The following is an 18,458-nucleotide window of genomic DNA, read 5'->3' as shown; positions in this document are numbered from 1 at the left end:
GCAATTTAGCGAGAATACATGTCCGAAAAAAGACCATCCGCACCACGGCTCCCCGTTTTACTCCCACTCGATGGTGGAAGGCGGCTTGGAGGTGATGTCGTACACGACCCGGTTTACATGCTGCACTTCGTTTACGATACGAGTGGAAATTGCCTCAAGCACTTCATACGGAATCCGTGCCCAGTCAGAAGTCATCCCATCGACAGACGTTACCGCACGAACGCCGACAGTGTAATCATACGTTCTCGCATCTCCCATGACGCCGACACTGCGCATATCAGGAAGCGCTGTGAAATACTGCCAGATTTCACGGTCCAATCCGGCATTTTTAATTTCCTCCCGCAAAATCGCATCGGACTCCCGGACAATCTCCAATTTTTCTTCGGTGATTTCTCCTAGCACCCGGATCCCAAGACCTGGTCCAGGGAAAGGCTGGCGCCAGACAATCTCATCCGGAACTCCCAGTTCTGTTCCGAGCTGGCGGACTTCGTCTTTAAATAATGTATTGAGCGGTTCTATTAAATCCATATTCATATCTTCCGGGAGCCCGCCAACATTATGATGGGACTTGATCGTCTGCGCTGTATCCGTCCCGCTTTCAATCACATCCGTATACAGCGTGCCCTGAGCGAGAAAATCCATGTTTTCCAGCTTTTCCGCTTCTTCTTCAAACAGGTAAATAAACTCATTGCCGATGATTTTGCGTTTCTGTTCCGGGTCCGACACGCCGTCCAATTTTTGAAGGAACCGGTCCTGGGCATCAATTTTTACCATATTCATATTAAAATCCCCGGCAAAGGTATCCATTACACTGCGTGCTTCGCCTTTTCGAAGCAGGCCGTGATCAATAAACATGCAGGTGAGCTGGTCCCCGATGGCACGGTGGATCAACGCCGCCACCACAGAAGAATCCACGCCTCCGCTTAACGCGCACAGCACATGTTTTTCTCCTACCTGCTCGCGGATAAAAGCCACCTGCTCGTCAACAAAATTACTCATCGTCCATTGACCGCTGCATTCACAGATGGCAAATGCAAAGTTTTTCAGCAGGTCGTCACCGTATTCCGTGTGCCGTACTTCCGGGTGAAACTGAACGCCGTACATTTTCCGCGTTTCATTGCTCATCCCGGCAACAGGGCAGGAAGCATTCCCGGCATCCGTTTTAAATCCGTGCGGAGGAGCTGTGATCAAGTCGCCATGGCTCATCCAAACGGTCTGCTCGTCCGGCAGACTTTCATAGAGGGCGGAACGGTTCTGAACCTGCAGGGTTGCTTTGCCGTATTCCCTGTGATTCGAAGCTTCCACTTTTCCACCAAAATGCTGGGTCAGCAGCTGCATCCCGTAGCATATTCCAAGAATCGGGACTCCCAACTCATATATTGCCGGATCTGCGGATGGAGCTCCTTTGGCATAGGCGCTCCCGGGTCCGCCGGAAAAAATAATACCGGCAGGAGCCATCTCTTTGAGCTGCTCCGCTGTCGTCGAGCCGGGATGCAGCTCACTATAGACGCCGAGATCCCGGATCCTGCGCGTAATCAATTGATTATACTGTCCTCCGAAGTCAAGCACGACGATCCTTTCATTTTCATTGGCCATGTCCTCATTCACCTTTCTCCTCATAATAAAAAACCCGGAACCCCTCCCCGCATGAAAACGAAGACAAATTCCGGGCACCCGCAACTCCCGCCTGCTCGCCTTCGTAGTCCAGTCTGAGGCAGACCGGGTAGAGACTCTTCTTAATCGAAGATATACGAAGCATGATGTTTCATTTCTTAAACATGCCTATCATTTTAGCAGTCGCTCCTGAGACGGTCAAGCTTTGATACGGTTCACCATATTCATCCAGATACTTAAAGCATTCGACCAGTTTCCATCCTCTTTTAAAGCCCCGTAATGGATTTTTTCGTATTCATATACCAGGGTTGACATTTCCTCTGTCTCAAACACCTCATCCATTCGCATGCCATACTCCCGCAGCGTTTCTCCATTTTTACGTCCAAAGCCCGCATAACGGAGAAAGGTTAATAGAGAAAGAAAAGCTTTTGTAAAGGCGGCCGGATCACGCACATGTCTAAACCGAAATATCATGGCCCGTTTAATGAGAGGAAAACGCAGCATATAAGCAATGCCCAGGAAGACAATAGCTCCGCTGAGATAAATCGGCCACCCCGGAAGGCTGAAACCAGCTGCCGACGCTTCACTGTCCTCTTCCTGCTCCTCTGTTTCCTCTTCCTCTGCCTCTTCTTCTTCCTCTTCTGTTTCTTCCTCCGTTTGTCCCGCAGTTTCCTCATTGTTACCGGACTCTTCTGCGGCATACGTATAGTCAAACTCTGAAGTAAACCCTCTGGTAGGCTCAAAGGGAACCCAGCCTACATCAGGAAAATATACTTCCACCCAGGAATGAGCGTTGGCACTGGTTACTTCATATACTGTTTCTTCCTGATCCACACGGGTTTCATTTCCTTTCGTAAAACCCTTCACCCAGCGGGTAGGAATATCCAGTGTACGGAGCATTACGGCCATAGAAGTAGAAAAGTTATCACAGTATCCCCGTTTGGTGTCAAACAGAAACTGTTCAACATAATCTTCCCCTTCTTCCGGAACTGCAATGTTGGACGTATCATAAGTGAATTCCGGACTGTTCAAAAATCGTTCCACCGCCCGGACTTTATCGTACCGGTTTTCCTCTTCAGCGGTAATATCTTCGGCAAGCTCCCCGATCGAGGTAGGAAGATCCTCCGGGAGTCCGAGGTAATGATTAGTAACTTCTTCCGGATCCTGCGGCGAACGCTGCTGCATGGCGTCAATCGGAAATTCAGGATACGCATAAGTAAGGGAATACGATGAAGCTTCATAAGGGTCCCCATCAGCTACCGCAGCTGCTTTTCCCGAATAACGATCCACCTGCAGGCGGACATCTTCTTCCGGCACCTGAATATCTTTAATACTGCCCGGGTAAAAAGCAAAATCAAAGGCATGGGAATCCGCGATCTCTACGTCTACTTCCTGTTCCTCCACAGGCACTGCCTCGTCAAAAAAGTCACTTTCCGGACGGCTTTCGTCCGGGGTATCCGATGTCCAGCCCTGCCCGGTATAAACATTTTTCGAATCTCCGCGCCAATAGCCGACTTCACCGCCCGACGCCGTAAACACCGGGGTTTCATCCATCTCAAAACCTCCGCCCAGCTGTTCGTCATTATCCCCGTATCCAATTTTGCGGACCGTCTCATTACCAATGCCGGACGTGCCCTCAATTCCTGCCGCCGCTTCCATATACGGAAGCGGATCGGGCCACTGCGGTTCTGCCTTCGGTGCGAGCATGCCTACTCCCGCTGCGGCAATAAGGAAAATAACAGCCAGCACTGTCCATCGCAGCCACACATATTTGTGCTTCACGGCTCCGGGAAAATAGCCGGACAGGCGGTCCCACTGCAGCAGCGCCATCAGGACAAATCCCAGAATAAAAATACGCACAATCGCAGAACTTCCATCATAAGGAAAAAAAGTATCAATCACTCCGACATATAACACCGTGAACAGAAAGAAAAACAGAATACGACGGGCGTGTACAATCCAGAAGTAAATTAGATAGCTCATAATCCCAAGGAGCATCAAAAATAACAAGCTCCGAAATAAATCGCTTAAACCATACCATTCCCCTTGAAACATGTGGGTCAGGTTCATGTTAATTTCCGCCAGGAAGGCCCCCCACCATTGTAAACTGAGAAATGTATGCTCTATAAAGATCGTATGAATTCCAAACAGCAAGCCTCCACCAATAAGCAGCAGAGACGCCCACCACGGAAACTGAAAAAACATCACCAGAAAAAAGAAGCCCGAGGCCGCCATAAACACAGGGACATATCCAGTCTGCGTAATTTCCGGAAGCGGAATTAACCACTCCATTAACAGCAGGTAGCCGAGCATATACATAAGAAAAAGTTTTGGCGTCTGCGGCGACGTTTGCATGTGGGACCTCCTTTCATGAAGTTAAATCAAAAGCAGAGTCACCCGGCAGAACATACATAATATCTGCCCCCTGCCTACGCAGCATATCCAACTGCTCGCGATGGATCTCCTCTGTCTTATCATACCTGCACATGGCTATTACCAGTTCATTCCGCTGCCGTAACAGACGCAGCAGTTCCTCTGCCCGCTGCGGCGACATGAAGGAAGTAATATAGACGATCGAGGAGCGGCTCTGCGGCTGTCTGAAATACAACGCGGAATCAAAGGTTCTTTCCCTTATTTCCAACTTGGCTAATTCCTGATATATTTTCTGGAAGTGCGTCCGTTTTGTCCCCTCTTCCAGTAATGTTTCTTCCGCTGTCGACACGCCGAACCCAGCTGGGATTGCCTGCTTATAACAATGATCGATCAACGAGGCCGCAAATTCCACCATTTCTTCAAAGGCCTCGCGCGGCTGTTCCCTTGTATTATCCATAATAACGGTCCAGCCCTTTCCTTCCTGCGATTCAAATTCCTTCGTGACCAGCTTTCCTGTCCTGGCACTTATTTTCCAGTCCACGCTCGTCATTTTATCTCCTGGAATATAATCCCTGACGCCGGCAATCGAAAAGGTTTCTTCCATCATTTTAGCAGTGACAGGAACCGTTTCCTGCTGATCATTCCATAGAGCGTTCCAGCGCTTAAGGGGGCGGAGGCGAGGTAATACGGTTAACGATTGGGGAAGATGCACCTGATATTCTTTTTGAAAAAAACCGAACAAATCCCCGGTCCTCAAGGTTACCGGAGCGAACCAATATTCCCCCCGCCTTCCTCCTCTGATTTCATAAGAATAGGTCAAATGCCTGGAGCCTGCCATAAAATAAATCGTTCCGGGAGCCTGGCCCATTCCTTCCAAACCCGGCGGAACTTCGTCTTCAACACTTAAGAAAAGGAAAGGAAACGGAAGGTTCTTTTTCACGTGTAAGGTCACGTTCAATTTTTCATTATAGGAAAGCATCTGCCGGCTGCACTGGCGTTCGACAGTTAACCGCCGCAAGGGATAGAGAACGAGCAGAATGTTACATACCATGACGAACAGAACACTGTAAAACAAAAACCAGCTGACAAACCCTCCCTGAAACATAGCATAGGCGTATAACGCTGCCATCAGGCCAAGCAGTATCATCCCTTTTCCTGTTTTGACAAGCAGTCGGCCCAGCTTCATCTACTGCACCGCTTCCTTGTTGGATAATGGTACACGCAAGGTGGAGACGATTTCGCGGATGACGTCTTCCCCATCCTTTTCTACCATCTGCAGATCAGAACGAAGAATAATACGATGAGAAAGCGTCACCGGGGAAAGATGCTTTACATCATCCGGAATGACGTACTCCCTTCCCTGAAGGAATGCATAGGCCTGCGAAGCCTTCATCAGCGCAATCGAACCACGCGGGCTGACGCCGAGCTGAACATCGCGGTGGGTTCTTGTTTCGTTTACGATCGAAATAATATACTGTTTTACTGCGTCATCTACGTAGACACCTGCTGTGTTCTTCTGCATCTCCAATATATCAGTCAGCGATAATACTTCGGCCAGTTCCTCAATGGGATGCTTCTGCTCTACCCGATTTAACACATCCAGCTCTTCCTCATAAGACGGGTACCCCATTTTCAGTTTAAAGAGAAACCGGTCCAGCTGCGCTTCCGGGAGCGGATACGTACCGCCATACTCAATTGGATTCTGTGTTGCCATCACAAAAAACGGTTCTTCCAGCTTGCGGGTCTGGCCGTCTATCGTCACACTGCCTTCTTCTAAAGCTTCCAACAGCGCCGATTGGGTTTTTGGCGACGTCCGGTTAATCTCATCAGCCAATACGACATTCGACATAACCGGTCCTGCGCGAAATTCAAAGGATTGGGTCTTCTGATTATAAATCGAAACACCGCTCACATCCGACGGAAGCAGGTCCGGGGTAAACTGGATTCTTTTAAAATCGGCTCCTATTGACCGGGCAATGGCCCGCACCATCATCGTCTTCCCCACTCCCGGCACATCTTCCAGGAGTACATGGCCTTTGGCCAAAAGCGCCGTCAGGCTTAGTTCTATTTCTTCGCGCTTGCCTACCACAACGCGTTCAATATTTTCTATCACATTATGCAAAACTGAATGCTGCTTTTCCACTTTCATTCCTCCCAAAGCTGTACCCACTCATTCCTTTTCATATTATCATATATTGAGATGATTTGTGGGAACGACAGCTCTTTTCCATCTTTTGTATATTTCATGAGTCTCTCCATCCATCATTTCTGCTTATGGGTGGAAATTTTATCATCATTCCTTCCTACTATTGGTTTTCATATCGATAGTTTTCTGGTAGCATTTTCCTTGCGAGAATTTTCAGGAAAATAAGAGAGAGGAGAGATCGTGTGGAATACTCAACACGCAGCTGGTATCGTCCGGGAATGATTTCCCTTGTCACTGCTCTTGGTCTGACGTGGGCAGCCTCCGCCGAAGCACAGGAAAATTCAGCAGCGGAATCCCAGCAGGTCATTATCAGCGAAGAAGGAAGCAGTGTTTCCGAAACGGGGCAGGAGGATGCCGTAAGTATGCGGCAGGCGGACCCGGAGGAAGCGGATATCTCCGAACAGGAAGCCATTGAAAAATTACAAACGGTACTGCCTGTACTAAAAGAAGCAGAAGCAGATCAGGTGGAATTAAGGTATAATTCCCAGCCGTCTTCCTCCGGAGAAAAGCTTGTCTGGTCCATTCATTGGAATTATCAAAAAGCCAATACCAGCTATGGTTTTTCAAGTGAAGTGGATGCGAACTCAGGAGATATCCTGCATGCAAGCGTGCACGGCCCGCTGATGGAAGAAGAGGACGCTTTTTATCCACCCGAGATTTCTGAGGAAGAAGCGGTAGAAAAAGCCAAAAAAACCATTAGAACTGCAGCCCCATCGGTTGATATGGAAGAATTGGAGCTGGATAACAGCCAAGCCTATAATACCCAGTCGCTGTTCGGAACAGTTGGTTACAGCATGAACTTCGTGCCCTACATAGACGGGGTCCCTGTTTCCGGGGAAGAGATTCGTGTTGAGATGACCGGAGCAGGAGAACTCACCAGCTTTCAAAATAGGCTGCAGCAGAATGACTATCCATCCGCAGAACCCGAAATAAGCGAAAAAGAAGCCGTAAACAAATTTAAGGAAGATGTAAACCTGACTCTTTCGTATTTCACCATTAATCAGGGCAGGGAAGAAAAAGTGTTTCTTGGCTGGAAACCGGATGAAAATACCTCCTCTATGTATCTTGATGCTGTGGAGAACGAATACCTGAATAGCGAAGGGGAGCTGTTAGAATCCGGAAATTCAGGCTATGAGGAATTGGAAAAGGAAGCAGCCTTTGAACCAATCACTCCCGGTGAAAACGGCAGAATATCGGAAGAGCAGGCGCTGGCAGCGGTAACGGAATATACAGACATCGAAGAAAACGACGAACCAGATAACGTAGCATTTCGGGAAAATCCTAATAATTATGAAGATCCCGTCTGGGAATTAAGGTGGCATCCGCAAACGCCTCAGGATGGAACGGTGCAGGCAACCGTTAATGCACAATCAGGACAGATTCTTTCCATCAACCAATATTCGCCAGGGGTGAATGCAGACGAGGAAGAATCCCAGGAGGCTAACAACGGCCTCTCCAAAGAAGAATTAAAGGAAAAAGCCGTATCATATCTGGCTTCTCTCTATCCTGATGCCGGGGATCACTTTAAATTAGCCAAAAATAATACAATGACGTATTTGGCAAACAACGGCGATTCTACTTTTGAGTTTCAGCGTTTTGAAAGCGATATCCCTGTCCAGAACGACCGCGTCTATATGACTTTAAACGGGGAGGGGGACATTACGCAATACAGGGTTAATATCACTCCCGGACTAACCGATAAAATAGACGGCTTAAGGGATGAAATCGGAAAAGAAGCAGCAGCAGCTGAATTTGATAAAGAAATAAAGGCTAAACTCCAGTTCCAAGCTTTCCCTCTTACCGCAAGTATGGGAACAGAAGAGCCAGAATTAAGATTGACCTATCTCAGACAGATTTCAGATCAACGTCCTGTCGAGATGGTTCTGGATGCGGAAACAGGAGAATGGAGATCTCCGGTTGGGACCTCTTTACTGCAAAATCCGCAGCAGCCGGAGCGCAGCCCGGAGGATATTGAAGGCCACGAAGCAGAAGACGCTCTGCAGACCTTGGTAGAATACAATGTACTGGCCCCGGATTCTGAAGGAAACATCCATCCCAATGAAGAAATCACCTACGGAAACTGGCTGCAAATAGCAGGCCAGGCCGTGTCTCCTGACTACAATAGAGTACTCAGTAATCAGGAAAACAAAGCAGTGAAAAATTTAGAACCAGACGAAGAATATTATAAAGCTGTTCGATTTGCCGATGAACAGGGATGGCTCGATGAAGAAGTCGAGGCAGTTGATGTCGACAGCACCTTAACGAAAGAACAGCTTCTTTCCTCTATGATCCGTATTCTCGGCTATGATCAGTTTGCCACGCATATGGAGGAAGAACCTCCATTTGATGATGCGGCTTCGATAGAGAACAAAGGCGCGGTAAACACAGCCTTACAGCTTGGTCTTATTAATAACGACGGCTCCTTCCATCCGGAACAGGAGATCACAAGAGCGGAGGCAGCGGTTCATATGATGAACCTCGTGGACATTCAGGACAGTATCGATCAAAGAATTCAGGGAAATCGATATCGCTAGCATCATAAACCAAAGACCTAATCTGCGGACACAAGATCCAGCCCGGACTCTGTGTCCGCTTTCTCCTCTGTTTTTCACCTGAAAAAATAAACCCGGCAGCCTGTGACCAGCCTGCCGGGTATCTTCCGCTTTTATTCCATTCTTTTTTCCCATTCCCCTTTAATATCAACACCGGTGGCTTTAGCAGCGTCTTCCAGCTTCTTAATATCCTGTTCAGTTAACGTCACGTCTGCAGCGGCAGCAGCTCCATCCACATGCCGTGGTTTGGTCACACCTATGATAGGCACCGTCCCTTTGGCAATCGCCCAGGCTATCGCTACCTGTGCCGGTTCCACGTTGTGCGCCTCTCCGATGGTACCCATCATCTCAAGCAGACTGTCCAGCTTTTCCATTACTTCCACGTTAAAGGCTTCCCCTCTTCTAGTACCGGACTGGAGAGGGTTGCTGGCGCTGTATTTTCCTGATAATGCACCCTGCTCCAATACCATATAGGAAAAGAACACCACCTCATGCTGCCGGCACCAGTCGATAATACCGGCCTCTTCCGAAGAACGATAAAGCAGACTGTAATGGTTCTGCACCGCTGACAGCTGCAGTCCTTCTGCTTCTAAAATCGAAGCTGCCTGCTTCACTTCCTCTAGATTATGATTAGACACCCCCGCGTGTTTTACTTTTCCGCTTTTCATGAGGGGGAGCAGCTCTGACGTCCACTTTTCTACATCATTGGGATTATGAATCCAATAGATATCGGCATGCTCCGCTCCCAGACGGCTCAGGCTTTGATCCAGCGATGCCTCCATCGGTTCCTCACTGACCCCCGGCGTAAATTTAGTCGAAAGAAAGATGTCGTCCCGGCCTTTAATACATTGGCCTACTATCGTTTCGGAGGCTCCCATTCCATAAACAGCCGCTGTATCCCAGAGGGTAAATCCAGCATCTGCCGCCCGTTCGAAAATAGGCTGCAGCTCCTCTTCTGTCAGATGGTTCCCGAAAATATCCTCGCCGCTGTTGGCCCCGGTTCCCCACGACCATGTCCCGAATGCAATCGAAGGAATCTTTTCCTGCTTTAATGAAATAGCTGTCATATGTAACGCTCCTCTCTTAACATAAGAATTTAATTTCGATGTGCCAATGTACCACTATCTAAAGCTTATCTCAAGAAAAACAACTTGTGGTCGGGACGGGGGCAGTTGATATAGGGGCCTTTGATTCATAGGCTGTCCATTAAAAAAATGGTTATTATTTTTTCATAGATAAAAGAAAAAGACCTTATCTCCCAGGTCTTGAAAAGGTTTCGGATATCCCTCTGGCAAAGTCTTCTACATTTTTATTTCTAAATTCTGCTGTTCCTTTCGGCGTCTCGATCTTCACTTTCCTATTCGCTCGAACATTTCCCTTTTCTTGCTGGGCGGCATGCTGGAATAACCGTTTTAACTGCCTTTCATACAATGCAGCTTCTCTTGGAGAAGAAGCATGATTCATTCTATGACAGAGGTACTCGGCTTTTTTCAGCTCCCTTGGGCTTAAATGTTCCGGATTGATGGACTGATTAAATGTCATTACCTTCTCTCCTCTCCCCGTTTATTTGACTGCCTTCTGTATGGATATTCCTGTCAGGATTCTGTTATTCAGGGAAAATACACGAGGACAAACAGTTTTATCCTTTTGATGCCGCCTGCATCCCTCCCCGACTCGAGCCGGCTTTTCTTTTTCCTCTACCCGCTGTTTCATTTCTCCACCGTCACAATAACTCCGCCGACGTTGTCTCCGGAAATGGCATAATCGCCATCCTCCGGCAGATCAATTGTTTCGGTTTGAGCGTCAGGGTAATAGGAGACCGTATATTTTTTATCCTCCACTTCCGCAGTAATCGTCTTTTCTTCCTGCAAGTATTCGAGATACTCTTCCAGCACCATTTTTCGGTCATACATAATCGCGCTATGCGGAAGACCGACGTATCGGATATGCCATGGTTCATAGGAGATTCCCGTAATTTCCTTTTTATCCTTAGGATAACGTAAGACAAAACCGTGTTTCCAAGCGTTATTTTCGATCCATTTTCCTTCGGGCGCTGTTCTCATTTCTCCCTGAGACGACCCGACATCGAGGGATAAACCGAGGTTATGTTCGCTGTGTCCTGCCGGCAGTGCATAATCTGAGGCCATTTCTTTATATAATTGCCCCTGCTCTTCAAAACTTCGATACCCGCTGCTGATTAAAAACCGATGGACCCCTTCTTGCTCTGCAGCAGCCACCATAGAAGAGAATTTTTCGGCTATCTCTGCTGACAACTGAATATCTGCATCAAGCAGAACGTAATTCTCTGTTAAATCCGGATGATTGTATACATCTACGATGTCTTCTCTGATGCTCCCCCGATGAACGGGATGGTTTTCGTTCACTAATAATAAATCTCCCTGATATATCTGTCTCTCCTCTATCTCTTGCTCAACAGTATTATGTACTCCATCTTTTGTATTTTCTTCAATATTTACTTCGTTTTGAAAAAACGGCAGCACCTGATCTGCCCCAACATAACCTGCAATAAAAATAAACATCAGTACTATACCCCACTTCTTCATGACGGTGCCTCCTTTTCCTGCAATAGGTATAGAATAGGAAGAACTCTTTAAAAAAAAAGTGCGGTAAAGTTTAAATATTTCTTAAAAATTCGGCCAAACGTTAAATCTGTTCTTTGTCATCTTGATGCTGGGGCAGTCGTACTTCAAACACAGTACGAATCACATTACTGTCTGCGGAGATTATCCCGTGGTGCTGCTCGACTAAATTTTTGGCGATGAACAAACCAAGACCTGTACTGTTTTCCTGAGACGTCCGGACTTCATCTCCCTTGTAAAACATTTCAAAAAGGTATGGCAATTCTTCTTCCGAGATACTATCCCCGTAATTTATCACTTGAACAACGACCTCCCCCGCTTCCAGCCAACTGTGAATATCGACAAACTGCCCATCTATTCCATAACGGATGGCATTGCTCAGAAGATTTTCAAAGACTCGTGCCAGCAGCTCGCCGTCACCTAAAATAGGTAGATCCTCCGCAACATTGAGCCTGGACGTTAAATGATTTTGTTCAAATACTGGATAGAGTTCCTCGTTCAACTGGTTCAATAAATTACTTAAATTGATTGGGTTTTTTTCAATAGTTAACATGCCATAATTCATTCTTGTTATCTCGAATAATTCATCAATCAATTTTTCCAAACGCTGGGATTTGGTAAAAGAAATCATGATATAATGTTTGATTTGCTCCTCTGTCAAGCTGTCATCTTTCAGAATTAATTCCAGATAGCCTAATACAGAAGTCAGAGGTGTGCGTAAATCGTGAGCCAGGTTTACCACCAGCTCATCCCTGCTGCTTTCTGAAAAATCTCCTCTTTCGATCGCTTCTATCAGTTTGCCGCCAGCTAGATTAATATCCTTCGCTATATCACCGAACTCATCCTTTGTATCGATAGTAACCCGGTGTTGAAAATCCCCTTGGGCAAGAGAATGGATCCCTTTGGATATTTCATTAAAATACGTGACATAAGGCTTTGTAAGAAAGTAGAAAATTAAAATGGCCAGCGGGATAAATATCATTAAAAAGAAGTATATATCTCCAATATGGAGCATAAACGCACGAAAACCTGCAAGCAGATCTTGATAATCGACCGCGGTATGGTAATAATATTGCAGGCCTTTATAGATGGCATACGTTATGAATCCAGATAGCAGCATACTTAATCCAAACAACATGATCATTTTTGATCGAAAACTGCGTAGATAATCACCCCTGAAAGGCATAGCCGACGCCCCACACTGTTTTTATGAATTTATTTTTCCTCTTGTCTTCTTTCAGCTTTTTCCGCAGCGTGCGGATATGAACCATCACCGTATTCGCTCCTTCGAAATAGCCTTCAGCCCAAACGTGATAAAAAATATTTTCGACACTGAACACCTTCGTCGGATGACTGGCCAGCAAATACAGAATATCAAATTCCTTTGGGGTCAGCTCGATCGTTTCTCCATATAGAGAAACATGATGCTGATCCGGTGAAATCACAAGGCCTCCATATTCCAAGCTCGAGGAATGATTTGGTTTCGGTTGGTTCAGTGTCATATACCGGCGCAGCTGTGCGTTCACACGAGCAGCCAATTCAATCGGGGTAAAAGGTTTCGTCATATAATCATCTGCTCCGAGTACCAATCCCTGCACCTTATCAAAATCTGACGTCTTGGCACTCAAAAAAATAACGGGCATATTATAAGCTTCACGAATTTGATGGACTACCTCATATCCATCCATTTCCGGCATCATGATATCCAGGATTAAAAGATCAACGGGTTGCTCCCGTACAATATCCATAACCTCCCGGCCATCTGCTGCCTTGATGATGTGATTGCCTTCTTTTTCCAGATGAATCGCAACCAGATCGGCAATTTCTTCCTCGTCATCCGCAATTAAAATAGAAACATCCCGCATCGTTCTTCCTCCAAACAAATACACATATTCCCAATATGATCTTATCATAAATCCCCAAATAACTTCTGAAAAAGTCTGTATAATAGAGAAAAGGAAAAGAAGAAAGGAAGCTGGAATTAGAAAAGAAAGGTTTTTATAGAAGGAGGAGAACGTATGGATATTCAAAGGCAGCGGAAACTGTTTGACCGTCAGGCAAAAAAATACGCCAAACGTGCCAGGAAGCGGGGCCCTGATCATCAGTGGCGGCAGCGTCTGCTGGCTTCAGCAGAAGGAGACATTTTGGAAGTATCGGCCGGGGCGGGGACAAACTTTTCGTATTATCCCGAGGATGCATCGATTACAGCGGTTGATTTCAGTCCGGCTATGCTGGAAAAGGCCAGAGAGACGGCGCAAGAAGAAAATAAGGAGGTGGCGGAATTTATTTTTGGCAACGTAGAAACCTTGGATCTCCCAGAGCATTCGTTCGATACTGTCGTTTCCACGTTGTCCATGTGTGCTTATCCGAATCCAGATCATGTGCTGCGTCTTCTGTCCAAACTGTGCCGGAAAGATGGTCAAATCCTGTTACTGGAGCATGGATTAAGTTCCAATCGTGTTTTGGCTAAGCTGCAGAATATATTTGATCCTCTCTTTAAAAAGAAGGTGGGCTGTCATGTAAACAGGGATTTCATGAAACTGATACATCAAGCACCTGTGGTCGTTCAGCGGGAAGAACACACCGTTTTCGGAGCGGTCCATCTGGTATGGGCAAAGCCGCAGCCTTAGAAACAGGTTCTCTGAAAACTTCACTCGTATTACAAACGAAAGAAAAACAGCTTTTCAGCAATCTATAAGAAATCAAAACAGAATCAAAATGAGACAATAAATACTAATAAGTTAGGAGGAATAACGATGACAAAAACAAATCAAAACGTCGTTCCGCATTTGTGGTTTGACAAGGAGGCGGAGGAAGCAGCAGCATTTTATACTTCCCTTGTCCCGGACTCAAGGATTACGAATACTGTAACACTCCACGACACCCCATCAGGCGACGCCCATCTAGTCTCTTTTGAGTTGTGGGGGCAGAAGTTCATGGCCATCAACGCAGGACCTTTTTTCACATTTAATCCATCGGTTTCTTTCATGGTTCATTTTGATCCATTGCAACAAAAAAACGCAAGAGAAAAAATAAATGAAGTTTGGAACAAATTGTCCGAAGGCGGGACCGTATTAATGCCGCTTGATCAATATCCCTTTAGCGAGAAATATGGCTGGATTCAAGATAAGTATGGTCTGTCGTGGCAGTTGATCCTTACCAATCCAGAAAATGAAGAACGTCCTGCGATCATGCCGTCGCTAATGTTTGTTGGTGATAATTGCGGGAATGCGGAAAGGGCAATGAATTTTTATTTATCTGTATTTCAGAACTCAACCCAGGGCCAGAGGGCGCGCTATCCTCAAGGCATGGAACCTGACAAAGAAGGAACCATCATGTATTCTGATTTCATACTTGAGAATCAGTGGTTTGCCGCAATGGACAGCGCAAGAGATCATAACTTCCATTTCAACGAAGCCATCTCATTCATGGTATATTGTGATACCCAAGAAGAGATTAATTACTACTGGGATAAACTGTCTGCGGTTCCTGAGTCTGAGCAATGCGGTTGGCTGAAAGATAAGTATGGAGTGTCCTGGCAGATTGTGCCCAGGGAAATGGAAGAGATGATGGGCAGCAATAGCACACGAGAACAAATCGTGCGAGTCAGTAAAGCTACACTTAATATGAAGAAACTTGATCTTGCGGAATTACAAAAAGCATACCGGGGATAAGAAAATCAGTTCGGTATGGAAACGGCGAGTTATTTGAACAACGGACAGACAAGACAGATAATATTCCAGCTAAAAAAAGGCACTCTTTAAAAGAGGCCTTCTTATAAAAAGATTATTTCTCTTACCCTTTAATGGTACCTGCATCAGCCGGGTGTACGCCATGACGGTAGAAATCGGCATGGACGGGTTTCAGCGGGTCGCGTCCCAGGATGAGGTCCGCTGCCTTTTCTGCCAGCATTAACACCGGTGCATGAATGTTGCCGTTCGTGATATAAGGCATGGCAGACGCATCAACCACCCTCACATTGTCGAGCCCGTGAACCTTCATGGTATTCGGATCTACAACAGCCATAGGGTCTGAAGCCGGCCCCATTTTTGCAGTACATGACGGGTGAAGCGCCGTTTCCGCATCTTCCTTCACCCATTCCAAAATCTCCTCTTCCGTTTGAACGGAAGGTCCGGGTGAAATTTCTCCTGAATTATAAGGGGCAATGGCTGACTGAGACATAATCTCCCTGGTCACTCGTACTGCTTCCACCCACTCACGCCGGTCCTTCTCCGTTGATAGATAGTTGTAGACCATGCTCGGATGCTCTTTCGGGTCTTTCGAACGAATCTTTAAGGATCCCCGCGCATCCGAGAACATAGGTCCGACGTGTACCTGGAATCCATGATCCGTATCCGCCTTTTGACCGTCGTAGCGCACCGCTACCGGAAGGAAGTGATACATCAGGTTAGGATAAGGAACGTCCTCGTTCGAACGGACAAAACCGCCGCCTTCGAAATGGTTTGTCGCTGCCGGTCCTTTGCGTCCCAGCAGCCACTGCAGACCGATCCACGGCATCCGTGATTTCTTTAAGTTAGGCTGCTCCGAAACAGGTTCCGGGCAATTGTATTGAATGTAGGCTTCAAGGTGGTCCTGAAGGTTTTCACCGACGCCCGGAAGATCAACGACCGGTTCGATACCAACAGAGCGCAGGTGTTCCGCTTTGCCCACACCTGACAGTTGAAGCAGCTGCGGTGTATTGATAGCCCCGCCGGCAAGAATGACTTCCCCTGCCGAGACTTGATGCGTCTTTCCATTTCGTTGATAGGTCACACCATCAGCCCGGGTACCATTGAAATCAATGCTTTTCACAAACGCACGTGTTTTCACCGTCAGATTTTGGCGCTTCATCGCCGGACGCAGATAAGCCCGCGACACAGACATCCGTCTGCCTTTGTACACATGCTTATCAAACGGTGCGAATCCCTCTTGGCGAAAACCGTTTACATCAGGTGTTCGGGAGCACCCAGCTTCAACAGCTGCATCAAAGAAGGCTTGGAACAAAGGATTTTTAGCTGGTCCACGCTCTAATTTAATTGGACCGTCATGACCGCGGTACTCATCATCCGGCTCTGCTGCCAACGCATTTTCCAAGCGTTTAAAATACGGAAGACAGTGTGCAAAATCCCACGTTTCCATACCTGGATCGCCCCCCCAGCGTTCATAGTCCATTGGATTGCCGCGTTGGTAAATCATGCCGTTGATGGAGCTCGAGCCTCCGAGCACCTTTCCCCGGGCATGCTTCACACGTCGTCCATTCATATAAGGTTCCGGGTCCGATGCGTATTTCCAGTCGTAGAGGGATTTCCCAGCGGGAAACGGTAAAGCTGCCGGCATTTGAATTAACAGGTCCCATGGATAATCACTGCGTCCTGCTTCCAGAACAAGCACACTGCGTGTCCCATCTTCACTTAGACGGCTGCCGAGTATAGACCCGGCACTGCCGCCACCAATGATAATAAAATCATATGTTTCACTCATCTTATAGACCCCCTTGGATATTGCGAATGGAGTGAAGTGATTAAAACTATATAGTTTTTTTTACGAACAGGCCTCCATCCATTCCCTGTTGAATTAATATCTCACTTACTTGATTAACTTTGTTAAATTATTATTTAACGTTTTTAATATTTTTAAATTAACACAGCATATTTCTTTTGTAAAGGCGGCAGAAATTCATTTCAATATTTTTATCAAATTATTAGGGAACACGTAGGGAAGAAGAACCGGGAAAAGAATGGAATCAACGTGCCGAACAAAAATTTCCAAATCGTGGAATCGTTGAAGAAATTACTTGTCATTGTCAGCCCAAACTGGATTATTTTCTAGAAAATATGATGGAATACTTGGAAACACGATCCGATACCACACGGAAAAAAGAAGCTACACAGAAGTTCAGTGAACTAACGAGAAGCCTCAATGAATACCCTCCATGTCAGCAAAATGTCAACATTTCACTCTTAAATGATAGGGTGAATCTTTGTAAAAATAAGGAAGCCGCAGCCAGGTGCTAAACAGACCGGCCGTTTTTCAGAAATACTTTTTTAATATCTATACGTGAGATCAGGACTCCTGCCATCACGAGTGCCGCTCCGAGGGATGCTTTTGCTGTTAATTCCTCCCCGAGCATAAAAATGGCAAAAACAGGTTCAAAAGAAAAAATCAGCCCTGTATTAGTCGGAGTTTATCGGATTTATTATCTTATTTTTCGTCGCACCCTTTGCAGGTGGTTGGGCATCTGCTGGAATTATATTTATTACCAGTTTGATTTTCACTCTAATTAAAGCTATTACATTCAACGCAAAGTAATCTATTTCATCTAAAAGTACAGGTAGTCATATATGGTGCTGCTAAAAAGGGAGCTATATCAAAAGGTATAGCTCCTTTACTTTAACAAAGAGAATCCAACCACGGGCAAAAGCGAAAGGCGGCGACTCCAGGCCGCAGGATGAGAGGCCTTACCTAGTATTGCTTTTAACGGATTTTTGAGACAGCCCCTCGTCGATTATCGAAGAACGCTCAATGCTTCGCTCCAGGAAATAACCTGCTCAACCATCTTATGAACCGATTTCTCCTGAAAGGCAGCTGGCTTACATTCACGAAATTCTCAAAATCGGTGAAGAGCGAAAGTCGAACTTGAGCACGTACGTCGGCGACCTCCAGCTCAGCCATCATCATCCTAAAATTTTCAACCGCAGTCGCAGCCCCGGCTGCTCCGTATCCAACAAAACCAGCGGCCTTATTGTTCCACTCCCTCTTTGTAATTAATTATCCTTCCACATGTTCTTGTTTTCTCCGAATTTCTAACCTATCAGTTATCACCAGATAGATTCATTCCCACCTCACGGACACATATATTGTTATTTATAACAATTTGAACCAGTTTGGATTCCTTCCAACTGCTCGAACAGGAATTTGTTGGTAAATTATTATATGACCGTGCTCTTGGTAATCACCCACATCGCACATGGTCGCTAACCCTCCCATATATCACTGGATGGGTGTCCATACATTCCTTCGTCCGGCGTATCCATGTGGTGGGGGGCGGCTAAGCTCCTTAGCTGGGTCTGGGCCCGAATGGAAAAAATGAACGCCGCCTCGGCACTAGTGGTG

At 46.4% G+C, this 18,458-nt stretch carries 13 protein-coding genes; 3 read left to right on the top strand and 10 right to left on the bottom strand.

Features of this window, described 5'->3' with window-relative positions; genetic code table 11:
• Positions 1-57: 57 nt before the first annotated feature.
• The 4 genes from guaA to G475_RS0111885 all read right to left on the bottom strand — a co-directional run bounded on the left by guaA (position 58) and on the right by G475_RS0111885 (position 6,130).
• A complete protein-coding gene (gene guaA, locus G475_RS0111900) occupies positions 58-1,596 on the bottom strand; it encodes a glutamine-hydrolyzing GMP synthase (protein ID WP_026701497.1) in 1,539 nt (512 codons plus the stop codon).
• A gap of 216 nt (positions 1,597-1,812) precedes the next feature.
• Complete coding sequence (locus G475_RS24865; protein WP_035711052.1) at positions 1,813-3,969, bottom strand: transglutaminase family protein; 2,157 nt, start codon at positions 3,967-3,969, stop codon at positions 1,813-1,815.
• A gap of 13 nt (positions 3,970-3,982) precedes the next feature.
• The gene (locus G475_RS24860; protein WP_035711049.1) at positions 3,983-5,173 is read right to left on the bottom strand and encodes a DUF58 domain-containing protein; all 1,191 of its coding nucleotides are present in this window, start codon (positions 5,171-5,173) and stop codon (positions 3,983-3,985) included.
• The gene (locus G475_RS0111885) at positions 5,174-6,130 is read right to left on the bottom strand and encodes an AAA family ATPase (RefSeq protein ID WP_233275770.1); all 957 of its coding nucleotides are present in this window, start codon (positions 6,128-6,130) and stop codon (positions 5,174-5,176) included. It abuts the gene before it with no gap.
• A 245-nt stretch (positions 6,131-6,375) separates the two neighbouring features.
• On the opposite strand from G475_RS0111885, the gene G475_RS0111875 reads away from it, so the two are divergent.
• Complete coding sequence (locus tag G475_RS0111875; protein WP_026701495.1) at positions 6,376-8,727, top strand: YcdB/YcdC domain-containing protein; 2,352 nt, start codon at positions 6,376-6,378, stop codon at positions 8,725-8,727.
• A 131-nt stretch (positions 8,728-8,858) separates the two neighbouring features.
• Here G475_RS0111875 and G475_RS0111870 read toward each other — a convergent pair whose 3' ends face one another.
• The 5 genes from G475_RS0111870 to G475_RS0111845 form a co-directional block, all read right to left on the bottom strand.
• Positions 8,859-9,812: an aldo/keto reductase gene (locus G475_RS0111870; RefSeq protein ID WP_026701494.1), complete on the bottom strand. Its 954-nt coding sequence runs from the start codon at positions 9,810-9,812 to the stop codon at positions 8,859-8,861.
• Between the two features lie 184 nt (positions 9,813-9,996).
• Positions 9,997-10,287: a hypothetical protein gene (locus G475_RS0111865; RefSeq protein ID WP_026701493.1), complete on the bottom strand. Its 291-nt coding sequence runs from the start codon at positions 10,285-10,287 to the stop codon at positions 9,997-9,999.
• Between the two features lie 167 nt (positions 10,288-10,454).
• Positions 10,455-11,309 carry a D-Ala-D-Ala carboxypeptidase VanY gene (locus G475_RS0111855; protein WP_026701492.1) on the bottom strand — a complete coding sequence of 285 codons (855 nt, stop codon included), beginning with the start codon at positions 11,307-11,309 and terminating at the stop codon, positions 10,455-10,457.
• A 100-nt stretch (positions 11,310-11,409) separates the two neighbouring features.
• The gene (locus G475_RS0111850; RefSeq protein WP_051302446.1) at positions 11,410-12,531 is read right to left on the bottom strand and encodes a HAMP domain-containing sensor histidine kinase; all 1,122 of its coding nucleotides are present in this window, start codon (positions 12,529-12,531) and stop codon (positions 11,410-11,412) included.
• Positions 12,515-13,210: a response regulator transcription factor gene (locus G475_RS0111845; protein WP_026701490.1), complete on the bottom strand. Its 696-nt coding sequence runs from the start codon at positions 13,208-13,210 to the stop codon at positions 12,515-12,517. The genes G475_RS0111850 and G475_RS0111845 overlap by 17 nt, the downstream gene beginning before the upstream one ends.
• A 153-nt stretch (positions 13,211-13,363) precedes the next feature.
• Here G475_RS0111845 and G475_RS0111840 point away from each other — a divergent pair, with 153 nt between their 5' ends.
• Together G475_RS0111840 and G475_RS0111835 are read left to right on the top strand one after the other, a co-directional pair.
• Positions 13,364-13,975, top strand: coding sequence for a class I SAM-dependent methyltransferase (locus tag G475_RS0111840; protein ID WP_026701489.1), 612 nt, complete (start codon positions 13,364-13,366; stop codon positions 13,973-13,975).
• Positions 13,976-14,101: 126 nt separating this feature from the next.
• Positions 14,102-15,019: a VOC family protein gene (locus G475_RS0111835; RefSeq protein WP_026701488.1), complete on the top strand. Its 918-nt coding sequence runs from the start codon at positions 14,102-14,104 to the stop codon at positions 15,017-15,019.
• 121 nt (positions 15,020-15,140) lie between these two features.
• Here G475_RS0111835 and betA read toward each other — a convergent pair whose 3' ends face one another.
• On the bottom strand, positions 15,141-16,826 hold the full coding sequence (betA, locus tag G475_RS0111830) for a choline dehydrogenase (protein WP_026701487.1): 1,686 nt from the start codon (positions 16,824-16,826) through the stop codon (positions 15,141-15,143).
• Positions 16,827-18,458: the final 1,632 nt, after the last annotated feature.

It is taken from the genome of Salibacterium aidingense DSM 18341 (genome assembly GCF_000429685.1).
GTDB lineage: Bacteria > Bacillota > Bacilli > Bacillales > Marinococcaceae > Salibacterium > Salibacterium aidingense.
The sequence above is the reverse complement of the archived record's forward strand: the minus strand, read 5'-3'. Positions and strand labels throughout refer to the sequence as shown.

Excerpts from the sequence above, each read along its gene's own strand:
- guaA (WP_026701497.1), bottom strand. The coding sequence starts at position 1,596 with ATGGCCAATGAAAATGAAAGGATCGTCGTGCTTGACTTCGGAGGACAG.
- G475_RS24865 (WP_035711052.1), bottom strand. The coding sequence starts at position 3,969 with ATGCAAACGTCGCCGCAGACGCCAAAACTTTTTCTTATGTATATGCTC.
- G475_RS24860 (WP_035711049.1), bottom strand. The coding sequence starts at position 5,173 with ATGAAGCTGGGCCGACTGCTTGTCAAAACAGGAAAAGGGATGATACTG.
- G475_RS0111870 (WP_026701494.1), bottom strand. The coding sequence starts at position 9,812 with ATGACAGCTATTTCATTAAAGCAGGAAAAGATTCCTTCGATTGCATTC.
- G475_RS0111865 (WP_026701493.1), bottom strand. The coding sequence starts at position 10,287 with ATGACATTTAATCAGTCCATCAATCCGGAACATTTAAGCCCAAGGGAG.
- G475_RS0111855 (WP_026701492.1), bottom strand. The coding sequence starts at position 11,309 with ATGAAGAAGTGGGGTATAGTACTGATGTTTATTTTTATTGCAGGTTAT.
- G475_RS0111850 (WP_051302446.1), bottom strand. The coding sequence starts at position 12,531 with ATGCCTTTCAGGGGTGATTATCTACGCAGTTTTCGATCAAAAATGATC.
- G475_RS0111845 (WP_026701490.1), bottom strand. The coding sequence starts at position 13,210 with ATGCGGGATGTTTCTATTTTAATTGCGGATGACGAGGAAGAAATTGCC.
- G475_RS0111840 (WP_026701489.1), top strand. The coding sequence starts at position 13,364 with ATGGATATTCAAAGGCAGCGGAAACTGTTTGACCGTCAGGCAAAAAAA.
- G475_RS0111835 (WP_026701488.1), top strand. The coding sequence starts at position 14,102 with ATGACAAAAACAAATCAAAACGTCGTTCCGCATTTGTGGTTTGACAAG.
- betA (WP_026701487.1), bottom strand. The coding sequence starts at position 16,826 with ATGAGTGAAACATATGATTTTATTATCATTGGTGGCGGCAGTGCCGGG.